A 12,743-nucleotide genomic window follows, 5' to 3' on the forward strand; every position below is an offset into this window, starting at 1 on the left:
AAATCAAATACCTGTTAACAGGTATTTGATGAAAAATAAACAAGTAGCTTGATATATGATTATTCACTTAACTTAGCATAAAACCTGTCCTCTGAATGGGGGAATGATCAGATTGTCTTTATATTTCTAATTTCTACAAGAAATTATTCAACTTTATTTAGTTTAATTTCTTTTTACTTCTTTTTACCTTTGAAGGTTTCTTGAGTTATTTCATAAAAGGTTTATTGTTTTTAGCATACCGTACCCAAGTTCACTATAATCGGTTCCTACCTGTATCTATATGTACTTTTGATCATTCCTTCTTATTATTTTGTTTATTTCATATCATAACATAATTAACATGATTTTAAACAAGAAAAAAACCTTATTTATTGGAAGTTTCTTTTCAAAAAATTGGTTTTGATTGTTAGAAGAGATAAAGATCACTAAGGTTTTACCGTATTTTAAACACTTTTAATTCACTAACTTTATACATATTATCTTATTTTTTTGAACTCATAAAAAAAGAGAATACACAAATTAGAATTGCACAAAAATTCAATATCCAAATTATAATCACAGCAAATAAAAGGTAGATTGAACAATGAAGAAGAAAATGATAGATTTTAATCTTGGGGTTGATGCTTCAATTTTGTATGTTGATCTATTATATGTCCTACAGATTCATGTAGAGCTAACTGTTAATAATTATAGCCTACACTAAGTATAAAAGAATCTTCTTCGGAAGTTTTTTTAATACAATATGATTACTACGGATTCACCGTAAATATTTGGTGATTGGAATATTTACCTTTACAGCATTATTAATATCAATACACTAGGTCCGCACTAATTTTATATAGTAAATTAAAGAGCACCAAGAGTTTGATTTTGCTGACATTTTTAAAAAGCATTAATTTTTTGACAAAAAAATATACGGTTTTACCTTACAAAAGTTATAAGTTTTTAAATCTATTTAAGCAAAAACTAAAGTACTTTTACAGTTATATAATTAGTTTATTTAAATTTTAATCGGGCTTAAAATTTGAATGTTAGTGCATAAAAAATATAAGGAGAGAAATTGTCAAGGATTTGTATCATTTTTTCATATGTGAATTATTAAGTTAATACTAAGTTTTCTTCAAATTTAATCGAGACGTTTCTCTTCTTTTTTATGCGAATAAAATCTTTTCTTATATTTTCAATGTTGTAGATTTATAAAAAAGCAGGCTGTAAGCCGAATCCTGTCAAGCCTTATCATTTATCTAAAATCATTGTTACCAATAACTTTTATCTGCCTACCCTTGAACATCGAACGTGCCGTTCTCAAACATTCATATACATGGCATTGCACCTCGTAGAGTTTACCTGATTTCACTACAGCATTACCTGTACATACTTTCTGCTGCACTTGTCCTCGCCTCACGACGGACGGATGTTATCCGCTACAATTGCACTATGGTGTTCGGACTTTCCTCTCCTTCCTAAGAAGCAGCGATAAGGTAGCCTGCTTTCCGCAAAAGTACACAATTGCTTTGTATGATAAAAACAATTAGATGCTACTCTTTTTTAAAATTTAACAAATACAACAACTACGGATGAATACAATACTTGTACACGTTTTTTTGCAATTCGTTGAGTATTTTATTAGTTATAATTCTTGAAGGTCTTATATAAGCAGCCAATTCATCTTGACTTACAGGTATTTCGTTAGGAATAGCCTCCATATTCAAAGAAAATATTTATAGATTCTTATCAAAATCGGATAGTGTTTTACAAAGGCGCTTTTTTATAAATCGATTTTGTAATTTTATGATTCTTCTATCCAACGATCCGTATTCCATAGCTGCATTATAAAATAATTCGCTGTTAAAACTATACATGATTCCTTTAATAAATTTTCCAAAAATTAACTGTTAATTTAAATAGCATCAGGTATAAATAATGAAAATAGATAAAGGCTAGGAATCTTGTTTGAATCTTTTTGAATTCTACTACGATAAGATGCAAATCCTTTGTTAATGTATCAATGGTTTGGTGCTTCTGTAAAGCTCAAATTTGACAAAAATATTATTTTCAGAATCTCTGCAGGTTCCACATTAAATACGGATGTTGGTACTTCCGACGAATTTTACAAAGTATCTGCATTTATTCCTTTGTAAAAAACAAGTTCTATTCTATTTTTTTAATACAAAAATGAACCAAGCACTTCGGTGTTTGGTTTTTCTTTTTTTACATGAGTCAAGAATCGAACTTACTTAACAAAATCTGTTAATAAAAAAGCAGAACTATCTGCATATTTACTGTGCTCGATTAGATATGTATTGTTATATTTGTCCCTGTTAAGATTCCTCGAATTCTATGGAACATTTCATTGTATCAGCGCGTAAATATAGACCGCAAACATTCAAAGATGTTGTTGGTCAACAAGCGATTACAAATACTTTAGAAAATGCTATTAGAAGTAATCATTTAGCACAAGCTTTATTGTTTTGCGGGCCACGTGGCGTAGGAAAAACAACCTGTGCTCGTATTTTGGCCAAGAAGATCAATCAAGATGGTACAGAAAATCCTGATGAAGATTTTGCATTCAACATTTTTGAATTAGATGCTGCTTCAAATAACTCTGTAGATGATATCAGAAGCTTAATTGAGCAAGTGCGTATTCCTCCACAAGTCGGAAAATATAAAGTATATATTATTGACGAGGTACACATGTTATCTCAAGCAGCTTTTAATGCGTTTTTAAAGACCTTAGAAGAACCGCCAAAACATGCTATTTTTATTCTGGCTACAACCGAGAAACATAAAATTATTCCAACAATTTTATCGCGATGTCAAATTTTCGATTTTAAACGAATTGGCGTTAAAGATGCTAAGGAATATTTAAAGTATATCGCAGAAAATCAAGGTATAGAAGCTGACGATGACGCTTTACACATTATTGCACAAAAAGCCGATGGTGCCATGCGTGATGCTTTGTCTATTTTTGACAGAGTAGTTAGTTTTTCTGGAAAACAATTGACACGACAAGCCGTAACCGAAAACTTGAATGTGCTCGATTATGAAACCTATTTTACTGCAACTGATTTAATGTTAGCCAATGATATTCCGCAATTATTAGTTGACTTTAACACAACATTATCTAAAGGTTTTGACGGACATCATTTTATAGCGGGAATTGCATCGCATTTTAGAGATTTATTAGTCTGTAAAAATCAAGCTACGATTGCTCTCTTAGAAGTCGGCGATCAAACCAAACAAAAATATTTAGAGCAATCACAAAAAACGTCACAACAATTTTTAATGAAAGGAATTGAACTGGCAAATGATTGTGATTTAAAATATAAAACGAGTCGAAACCAGCGTCTTCTAGTCGAATTATGCTTAATGCAATTGGCCTCTATCACTTATGATAGAGAAAAAAAAAATAGCAATCGGTTCATAATTCCTGCTACGTTTTTTATTGCTCACGGTAAACAAATTGATCCAATTGCTAAAGTTACCTTAGCAAATACATCAGTTTCTACTCAGCAGCAGCAACCACAACTCAATACTACAACTTCGCATCAAGTAGCTGAACCAACACCAGTAAAAGCTGCACCTCCGAAAGTAGAAACGCCACCACCAGCAAAACCGAAGATCGATATTTCGATGATGCGAAATAAGGTTTCTGGTTTGTCACTCTCAAGTATCAAAGCAAAGCAAGAACATTTAAAAAAGCAACAGAGTAAAATTGTACAGCATAAGGTATTGCCAAAAGATCCTTTTACGGAAGAAAAGATGATTGAAGTGTGGAATGCATATGTGGAAAAGATTGATAAGAAAGGTGAAAAAATTATGGCATCTTTGTTGGCTACCGATGTTCCAAAATTGAAGAATGATACAACCATTTCTATCGAATTGCCAAATGCAACCATGAAGATTGAAATTGAACGTGCGCAATATCCTTTATTAGAATTTGTGCGTTCTGAATTGAATAATTACGATGTTTCGTTAGAAATTGAGGTTAACGAATTGACTGCAAAGAAATATGCGTTTACAACTCGTGATAAATACGAAAAACTAAAAGAAATTAATCCACTAGTTGAAAGACTACGTAGAGATTTTGATTTAGAAATATAAAAGTTATACGAATGTTAGGATTAAAATTGCCAACCGATCCGCGTTGGGTAAATATTGCAGAAAAGAACATTGAAGAAATTTTAACCGATCATGCTTTTTGTGAACAGAAAGCAGCGAGTACTGCAATTTCCCTTATCGTAAGTTTCCCTGAATATTCTGAATTGGTCGAAGACATGATTGCTTTGGTCAAAGAAGAAATCAGTCATTTTAAAATGGTTCATGATAAAATTCTTGCCAGAGGTTCGAAGTTAGGTCGCGATCGAAAAGATGAATATGTTTCTAAATTATTACAATTCTTCCCAAAAGGTGGAAGCAGAACTACTCAATTGGTTCACAGACTGTTATATGCAGCTTTGATTGAAGCTAGGAGTTGCGAGCGGTTTAAATTACTATCAGAACATATTAGTGATCAAGAATTGGCTACTTTTTATAAAAATCTAATGGTTAGTGAGGCCAATCACTATACTATGTTTCTAACGTATGCTAGAAAGTACGGAAATCGTGAAGAAGTAGATCAAAAATGGCAAGCTTTGCTAGATTTTGAAGCAGAAATCATGAAAGGTTTGGGGAATAAAGAAACTATACACGGGTAATTTAGACACACCTGGCTTTTAGACTTGCTGCGCTGTTAGATTGTTAGAATTATTTACCTCTGGAGGATTTTGTTTGCTGTAAATATAAACATTTTATGAAAAACACTCGTTATTTATAAATTGTGCGATATACTTGACTGATAATCATCAAATCTCCTTTTTTAACAGCAAAAGCTGTTGTATTTTTATAGTGATTAATATTATACAGTTACTATGAAAAAACTTTACATTTTTATTTTATTAGTTTGCACTAGCCATAATATCAAAGCTCAAGACGATCCCGATTTATTAGGTACTTGGTACTTGCATTATATTGAGTCCAACGGAAATATTGTATATGTTCCAAGTAATGGGAATTCATCTATAGTACAGCCTTCCATTATTTTTTCTAATTTAGTTACAGATCCACTAGAGCATAATATAGAGGGAGATGGTATGTGTAATAATTTCTTTGCGCATTATGAACTTCCAGGTAATGATACTGTCACAATACCTATTTGGAGTACAACATTAATATTTTGCGATGAAGCAAATTCGGGTGATTCATCCCTTGAGCAAATTGAGCAATATGAATTATTGTATTTTGGCATTTTATTCGATACTTCAACTACGACTACTTTTAACTATACAATTGACACTACGAATAACATTTTAATGATGGTTGATTCACAGGGAGAAAAACTCGTGTACGGAAAACAGATTCTGTCAACCAAAGATAATGAAGTGTTTTCAAAGAATATACAACTCTACCCTAACCCTGCACAGAAAGAGTTATTTATAACGGGAATCTCTATCAATACAAAAACGAGTTATTCTATTTATAATCTTATCGGAAATACTATTATTTCTAACAAGCAATTAATAGAAAAGCGCATCGATGTACATTCTTTGAAAGCAGGAACCTACTTTTTAAAAGTATCACAGAATGGAAACACTAGTGTGAAAAAATTTATCAAACAATAACTTTTTTGACATGTTTATTTCCGTTTACGGTTCTGATTACTAATATATACATTCCTTTGGAATAACTGGAAGCATCTATTTTTTCTGTTTTGAAGAATGTTTCCAAAAGATTGCCAGTATAACTGTACAGTTGTATTTCTTCAATCTGATGATTACTGCGAATTTGTATGTGTTTAGTATCTTCATTTAGATATACAAACATGCCATTTACCATTTGTGACTCTCTTGTCGATAAGATACTTGAATCTTCTACCAAATAATCAAAATCATCAAAAAAATACGTTCCTGTATCTTGTCCCCACATTACTTGAACTTCAATGCTACTTGTGTTTTCCATGACTGTATACACATATTCATAAAGCTCATATACAGTTGTTAAATTATAGGTTGACGATGGAACAAATCTATTGCTTCCATTTTCAACCGCTTTTATCCTAAATTTAAATCGTTGATTGCTATTAGTTGCTTTTGCATAACAGGAAATCGATATTTTTTTACCTGTTAGATCTTGTGTATATGCGTTATTTTTTAATAGCACTTTATTATAGCCAGCTGCTGTTGTCACTTCTATTTCTGCCGCAACAGCTCCACTTCTAGCATTTGTTGTAGCATCTGAGAATGTTGCATTGGCTGTTTCTAATGATGAAAAAATCCAATCTACATTATAACCACATTCAAAATTGGGGTTTACTATAATAGTATCTATAGAATTATCACATACAGGTTCAGCTCCAGCCGATAACAATGCATCTTTTACATCTTCTACCCAAATCGAGGTATCTACAGAAGCATCTGAATAATAATTAATGGTATTAGGATTGTCTCTTCGTTTGTGAATCGTTTTATTTGATTTATTTCCTGCACACCAAGCTGAGAAAGAAAAACCTCTACTGATTGCTGCTTCTGCTATAAAAGCATGATAGGCTACTCTCGCTTCACTCACAGGACCTCCATACATTCCATAGGCTCCCGTATTATACAAAAATCCGTTTTCATTATCTGCTCCAAATTCTCCTACATATACAGGTATATTATTCGCATTTGACCATAATAACACCTCATCAAATTGTGTACTTATACTTGCTTTTTCCGCTTCTGTTCCCCAATTAAAAACATTATACTGCTGCTTAGAAGAGCTCGTAAAATTAAATGGCTGATAGTAATGAAATGTTGCTATCAAATAATTATCGCTTGTCACAACAGCATTACTTATTTGAAGCGGAGCCATGTATGAATTGGCTCCACCACCTGTAATTATAATATTTCTTGTTGTATAGAACCCGCCTGTGGCACGTATACTATTGATAATTGTCATATTTAATGCATCAACTTCCGTTGCGCTCATATGAAAATATGGTTCGTTGATTATTTCAAATAGTAAGTTTTCTGAATGATTTTTAAATCGATTCGCTATAGCAATCCATATCGCTTTAAATTTCTCGGTATCTGCCAATCGTTTCGCAGAAGTTGGCGCTGTATATTCAGCTCTGTTGGAATCAAATGTATAAATAAACTCTGTTTTTAAGGTAGCTCCATGAAAATCCAAGCTTACTATTAACCCAGCATTTAACGCCCAATTTACAACTTCTTCTACTCTATCTAAATATACTGCATCTATTACATAATCCGTAGACGATCCTGAATAATTATCTGATGTGCCAGAGTTACTTGCATAAATTGATGTATCACCTGAGGTTCTAGTTCCAAAGAAATCAGTAGGAATTCTAACATTCGTAAAACCTTCGTTAGCTACATCCACAAAGAATTGTTCATATACGGCTGGCGCCCAATTTCCTTCCAAAGGAGCACTTAAAACATTTCCTAAATTTATTCCTCTTCCCATCTGTGCAACCATTTCTTCTGGTCCTGTCTGAGAATAACTAACTATTGAAATACTTAAGAATATTGCAAAAACTATTATTTTTCTCATTATTAATTCCTTTGGGAAGTTCTTTGCTTTCTTTTAAATATCTCTTTTGATTTTCCCTGGTTGTATAAATCAGGCATTAAGTATTTCCCTCTATTTTCACCTTTATCTGCCTCTACGATTCTTTCTTTTGGATTTTGCTTTAGATAAGGATCATTACGTTCAGCTGTTAATTGCCAAGAAACTTTTTTTCCTGAAATTCCACCACCAATTACAAAGCTTCCGCCAGTCAATTCTCTTTCTATAAAAAGTCCTGACATGGAAGCTCCTATTGGCGTTAGTTGATAACTTGGATTTTTATTAATTGCTTCATAGTATTCGGGCATTGTTATTATAGCCTTTCCATTAGCATCAAAAGTAGCAATACCTCGATATACATTTAGGATTTCATTAGATTCAATTGAAAAGTGTTTTAAGTATCTATTTTCTGGATCAAGAGGATGGTCTATTTTAAATGTTTTTGTACCTGAGGCTGATAAGTTTCCATTGGCATGAATGGCGTTGTTAGAAACTCCTGTGTTTTCCCCAACAACTCCATAACTTCCTGTATGACTTGTTAACCCATAGATACCGCTTCCACTACCTGTATTTTCTCCATGTATTCCATATCCTGAACTCTGGCTTAATCCATAAACTCCTGTTCCCCCTGCGGTATCTGTTTGTCCATAAACACCACTTCCTGTTCCTCCAAAGTTAAATCCGTAGACTCCATTTCCTGTTCCTGTATTTCTTCCAAAAACACCAGAAGCACTGTTTGTACTTGAGCCGTATATAGCACGTTGCGCAGCTCCCGTGCCATTTGTATGCACTGATAATTGACTTGTGGTTTCTCCATCAGTATTGATAAAAACTCTGCCTGTAGAAACTATTTTCATTCGGAGTTCTCCATTAGTGGCAAAACCTAATTGATTTATTCCAGCTTTATACATTCCTATTCCAGAATCTGTTTGCCAAGAATACGCAGGTGATGTTGCTGATCCACTTATGTATGCATGCATTCGTCCAGGAGTAGATCCTGCTGTGATTTCAAATCGATCCAAATCATTCGTTTTAATTCGCAAACCGCTATTATCGGTTGTTCCCAAAAAATTATTTGTAGTGGTTGTTCCTGAGTTTCCAGTAGTTTTCCAAAAAAAAGGATTGCCAACTGGTGTCCATGCTGAGTTATTCCAATAATAAAATCCAACTCCAGTGGTCGCATTCGTATTATACACTAATAGACTTTCTGTACTTCCTCCTGTAATAGGATCTATTGTACTTAGTTCAGAAATATCAACTCTCGGAACCAACATCCCTTTTTCTGTACTGGTGACATCGAGCATACTTCCATCACCTGGAGTAGTTGTATTGATTCCGACTTGTGCATTTGTAATTGACGTAAGGGAAAAATAAAGCAATAGAATGCCAGACACCCTGATAAGTAGTGTTTTTGTGTTCATGGTAGGTTAATTTTAAAAATGACTTCTTCCTAAGATAAGAATTAACCCTCACATAAACTACTGAATAACAAGTATAAAGGGCACTTTTATTGTTTTAACATACTGAGTTTACGTTCTTATAATACATTTTGGGTCTCTCAAAATAATAACGGCTAAACCTTACTTTTGACAAGATTTGTTTTACTATTTTAATAAACAACAATTAACCTACCATATCATGAAATACAAGTTATTTCCCATTTTTCTTGTGTCATATACTATATGTATGGCGCAACTTACCGTAAAAAACTCAAACTATATATTTGCTGATGGAGTCCCCATATATGTAGAAGGAGAAGTTAATTTAAGTGAAGCTAATAGTCAGTTTTATTTACGAAATGATTCTCAACTACTTCAAGGAATAACTTCAACTGGAAACTCAGGTATTGGACAAATGAGCGTTCAACAGGATGGAACTGTTAGCCAATACGCTTATAATTACTGGTGCTCTCCCATAGGCAATGTTGATAGTAATACAAGTGTCAATAATTCATTTAGAGTAAATTTACTTGATGACAGTACTGGTTTGATTACTAGTACAGATGCTTTATTCACAGCGGCTCATGATGGAATTTCTTCTCCGCTTACAATTTCAAATACGTGGTTGTATACATTTACCACAAGTACCGATTATAATGAATGGACTCATGTAGGAGCTACTGGAGCTATTGCACCAGGCTTAGGCTTTACGATGAAAGGAACTAACGGAAGTAGTAATAATCAAAATTATGAATTTAAAGGGAAGCCAAATAATGGAACTATGACTAACAATGTATCTATTGGCGAATGGACACTTGTCGGAAATCCATATCCAAGCGCCATAGACGCTTTAGCTTTTATTCACGATCCTCAAAATATTCTTCAATTACTGGTGATTTGCATTTATGGGAACAAGACCCTACTGTAGATTCTCATTATATTGAAGATTATGTTGGAGGTTATGCTACATATACTATTTCTTCGGGAGGTGTTGGTTCCTTTACACCTGCTACTTTTACTACATATTCAGGCACTGGAGTTCCAACAAATATTCCATCAGGAGCACGAAAAAAGACATTAAAAAGATATCTCCCAATAGGACAAGGATTTATGGTAGAAGGAATTGCCAATGGTAACGTATTTATGAAAAATTCACATAGGATCTATTACCCAGAAGCACAAACGGAAAGCTATTTTTTTAGACCTAATGCTCAAACAACTTTATTACAAAGTGAAAATTCTGACGATTTAGACACCTATGGCTTAAATACAGTTCCTGATGATTTTATGCGTTTTAGGATTAATGTAGATTTTAATAATACGTATACCAGACAGCTTTTGATGAATTTTCATGTAACAGCTACAGATGGCTTTGATTATGGGTTAGAGGGAAAAAGCCCGGAAGATACTGCTTCTGATGCGTATTGGGTTTTAGATGAAGTTCCGTATGTTATACAAGCATATCCATACGAAGATGCTCTTGAAATTCCGTTAGCTTTAAAATTGAATACTGATCAGACTCTGCGTTTTCGCATATTCGATGTTCAAAATTTTGACGATGCTCAAGCCATCTATTTACATGATATGATAACAGATACATACACAAATCTTAGATTACAAGACGTTGAAATTAATTTGACATCAGGAATACTTACTGATCGGTTTGAAATTGTTTTTAATAAAAAAGTATTATCAACTCCTACCGTAAATCCAGACATGTTTAGTGTGACTCAAAATAATGAATTGAATACTTTAGTTATTCATAATCCTAATGCAATTGAGATTAGTGAAATTAATATGTATGATACTACAGGAAAGCATATTTTTCAAATCAACCCAAAACTTCCTAAAATTCAATACTCCATGAGTACTGCAGATTTGAGTGGTGGAATGTATATTATAAAATTAAAAGCAAATGCTCCAAATACTAATATTGTTAAAAAAGTTATTGTACATAACTAATTATAAAGATAACGTTTTGCATTTTCAACTATCGTAATATTAATATGCCCTTAGACAAAAAACATCAAACTAAAATTTTCGGTTTGATGTTTTTTATTGAGTTAATTTATCTTAAAAATTAAAGTCTGTATGTGAGACCAATTTGAATAACTGCATTTTTACCTTCAAAATTTGGCACTCTGTCTTCGTCAAACATTTCAGCCAATCCAAGGTTGTAACGTGCTTCAATAGCTACATTTTCTAGGATTGTTAGTCCAATCCCTCCATTTACACCAAAGTCAAAGTTTTTAAAATTGTCTTCAAATTCGTGAATTTTCACACCTATTTGTGGTCCTAATTGAATGTTTAAGAAATCTGTTAGTTCATACTTTAACATTAGTGGTACTTGCAAATAATCTGCGCGTAAGTTCTTTTCTTTTGCACCTTGAGCTGAATATAAAAATTCTGGTTGAAAGCGTATTCTTTCAGTCAAACTCATGTTTATAAAAAATCCTGCTACAAAACCAATTCTCGAATCATTAAAACCATCTTGAATGTCATTTAAGTTGGTTCCGCTATAGTTTGAAATATTGAGTCCAATTTTGAATCCGTAACGTGTTTCTGTATCTGCACTTACGTAATCGTCAACATCAATAGAATCATCTGTTTCTTTAATTTTTTCTTGAGAAAAGGCGATACATGAGCATAGTAAAAACGAGAGAAGTATCAGTTTTTTCATCTGTAAGATTTTATTTTAGGTTGTTTAGATTCTTTAATATTCGAGTATGAATCTATCGCTATTAGTTATTTTTAAAAATACTTATCCCTTACTCAAAAACTTAAAATATTAGTCCCTAATTTCGTTTTTTTCGATGTTTCGAAGAATAATGTCTTTATAATGCCATCTGAAAGTCCAATTTTAGGCACATATATCTTACGGGCACCACTCCATTTGCACGCAGAAAGGTAAATTTTGGTTGCTGGAATGATTACATCTGCTCTATCTGGATTCAATCCTAATTCTGAAATACGTTCCTCATAGCTAAGACTTTGCAAAAATTGATACTGTGCATTTAAGTAGATATACGATAACGGTTCACCTATTGGCGTTCCTGACATTTTGTATAGTTTGTTAATATTTCCGCCTGAACCAATGAGTGATAAACGTTTCAAGTCTTTGGTATTTTTCTTGATCCATTTTTCAATATCGTCCCAAAAAGTATCGGTAATCATTCCGTTTAATAAACGAACTGTTCCAATTTTGAAAGAGCGTGACGTTTTTATTTTTCCATTAGAGAAGATCGTAAACTCAGTACTTCCACCACCGACATCTACATAAAGATAGTCTTTCTCTTTAGCGATGACACTATGAAGATCAGTAGAAGCAATAATTTCTGCTTCGCGTTTTCCATCAATGATATCAATTTTAATATCTGCCTTCTTCTTGATTCTTTCAACAATAGCAGCACCGTTTTTTGCATCGCGCATTGCTGAAGTCGCGCATGCCATATAACTTTCCACTCCATGAACATCCATTAACAAACGATAGGATTTCATTGCGTTGGTCATACGATCTATATTCTTTTTAGAAATTTCTCCATTCGTAAATACATCCTGTCCCAAACGAATTGGCACACGAACCAACGAGCTTTTTTTGAATTTTGGGCGTTTGTTTTCCTCTTCAATCACATTTGCAACTAACAATCGTATAGCATTCGATCCAATATCAATGGCAGCAAATTTTCTAATTCTCAAAAT

General features: G+C 33.0%; 10 protein-coding genes and 1 other RNA gene. 6 read left to right on the forward strand and 5 right to left on the reverse strand.

Features of this window, described 5'->3' with window-relative positions; translation table 11 throughout:
* Positions 1 to 1,197: 1,197 nt before the first annotated feature.
* Positions 1,198 to 1,493, reverse strand: an RNA gene (gene rnpB / locus MK119_RS09135) — RNase P RNA component class A.
* A 507-nt stretch (positions 1,494 to 2,000) separates the two neighbouring features.
* On the opposite strand from rnpB, the gene MK119_RS09140 reads away from it, so the two are divergent.
* The 4 genes from MK119_RS09140 to MK119_RS09155 all read left to right on the forward strand — a co-directional run bounded on the left by MK119_RS09140 (position 2,001) and on the right by MK119_RS09155 (position 5,660).
* Positions 2,001 to 2,141 carry a DUF6733 family protein gene (locus MK119_RS09140; RefSeq protein ID WP_290677306.1) on the forward strand — a complete coding sequence of 47 codons (141 nt, stop codon included), beginning with the start codon at positions 2,001 to 2,003 and terminating at the stop codon, positions 2,139 to 2,141.
* 199 nt (positions 2,142 to 2,340) lie between these two features.
* A complete protein-coding gene (locus MK119_RS09145; protein WP_290677309.1) occupies positions 2,341 to 4,104 on the forward strand; it encodes a DNA polymerase III subunit gamma/tau in 1,764 nt (587 codons plus the stop codon).
* Between the two features lie 11 nt (positions 4,105 to 4,115).
* Positions 4,116 to 4,697: a tRNA-(ms[2]io[6]A)-hydroxylase gene (locus MK119_RS09150; protein ID WP_290677312.1), complete on the forward strand. Its 582-nt coding sequence runs from the start codon at positions 4,116 to 4,118 to the stop codon at positions 4,695 to 4,697.
* 213 nt (positions 4,698 to 4,910) lie between these two features.
* Entirely contained in the window at positions 4,911 to 5,660 is a 750-nt protein-coding gene (locus MK119_RS09155) for a T9SS type A sorting domain-containing protein (RefSeq protein WP_290677315.1), read from the forward strand.
* On the opposite strand, the gene MK119_RS09160 is transcribed toward MK119_RS09155, so the two are convergent.
* Together MK119_RS09160 and MK119_RS09165 are read right to left on the reverse strand one after the other, a co-directional pair.
* Complete coding sequence (locus MK119_RS09160; RefSeq protein ID WP_290677318.1) at positions 5,650 to 7,590, reverse strand: cellulase family glycosylhydrolase; 1,941 nt, start codon at positions 7,588 to 7,590, stop codon at positions 5,650 to 5,652. The genes MK119_RS09155 and MK119_RS09160 overlap by 11 nt on opposite strands.
* A 2-nt stretch (positions 7,591 to 7,592) precedes the next feature.
* The gene (locus MK119_RS09165) at positions 7,593 to 9,026 is read right to left on the reverse strand and encodes a hypothetical protein (RefSeq protein WP_290677321.1); all 1,434 of its coding nucleotides are present in this window, start codon (positions 9,024 to 9,026) and stop codon (positions 7,593 to 7,595) included.
* A gap of 265 nt (positions 9,027 to 9,291) precedes the next feature.
* Here MK119_RS09165 and MK119_RS09170 point away from each other — a divergent pair, with 265 nt between their 5' ends.
* The gene (locus MK119_RS09170; protein ID WP_290677324.1) at positions 9,292 to 9,972 is read left to right on the forward strand and encodes a hypothetical protein; all 681 of its coding nucleotides are present in this window, start codon (positions 9,292 to 9,294) and stop codon (positions 9,970 to 9,972) included.
* Positions 9,942 to 11,006 carry a T9SS type A sorting domain-containing protein gene (locus MK119_RS09175; protein ID WP_290677330.1) on the forward strand — a complete coding sequence of 355 codons (1,065 nt, stop codon included), beginning with the start codon at positions 9,942 to 9,944 and terminating at the stop codon, positions 11,004 to 11,006. The genes MK119_RS09170 and MK119_RS09175 overlap by 31 nt, the downstream gene beginning before the upstream one ends.
* A gap of 118 nt (positions 11,007 to 11,124) precedes the next feature.
* Here MK119_RS09175 and MK119_RS09180 read toward each other — a convergent pair whose 3' ends face one another.
* Together MK119_RS09180 and MK119_RS09185 are read right to left on the reverse strand one after the other, a co-directional pair.
* A complete protein-coding gene (locus MK119_RS09180) occupies positions 11,125 to 11,724 on the reverse strand; it encodes a porin family protein (protein WP_290677333.1) in 600 nt (199 codons plus the stop codon).
* Positions 11,725 to 11,816: 92 nt separating this feature from the next.
* A complete protein-coding gene (locus tag MK119_RS09185; RefSeq protein ID WP_290677730.1) occupies positions 11,817 to 12,743 on the reverse strand; it encodes an exopolyphosphatase in 927 nt (308 codons plus the stop codon).

The sequence above is a fragment of the Kordia sp. genome (assembly GCF_022447245.1).
Taxonomy (GTDB): domain Bacteria; phylum Bacteroidota; class Bacteroidia; order Flavobacteriales; family Flavobacteriaceae; genus Kordia.

Bases quoted from the DNA above. Each gene is read 5' to 3' on its own strand.
- MK119_RS09140 (WP_290677306.1), top strand. From the start codon at position 2,001: ATGTATCAATGGTTTGGTGCTTCTGTAAAGCTCAAATTTGACAAAAAT.
- MK119_RS09145 (WP_290677309.1), top strand. From the start codon at position 2,341: ATGGAACATTTCATTGTATCAGCGCGTAAATATAGACCGCAAACATTC.
- MK119_RS09150 (WP_290677312.1), top strand. From the start codon at position 4,116: ATGTTAGGATTAAAATTGCCAACCGATCCGCGTTGGGTAAATATTGCA.
- MK119_RS09155 (WP_290677315.1), top strand. From the start codon at position 4,911: ATGAAAAAACTTTACATTTTTATTTTATTAGTTTGCACTAGCCATAAT.
- MK119_RS09160 (WP_290677318.1), bottom strand. From the start codon at position 7,590: ATGAGAAAAATAATAGTTTTTGCAATATTCTTAAGTATTTCAATAGTT.
- MK119_RS09165 (WP_290677321.1), bottom strand. From the start codon at position 9,026: ATGAACACAAAAACACTACTTATCAGGGTGTCTGGCATTCTATTGCTT.
- MK119_RS09170 (WP_290677324.1), top strand. From the start codon at position 9,292: ATGGCGCAACTTACCGTAAAAAACTCAAACTATATATTTGCTGATGGA.
- MK119_RS09180 (WP_290677333.1), bottom strand. From the start codon at position 11,724: ATGAAAAAACTGATACTTCTCTCGTTTTTACTATGCTCATGTATCGCC.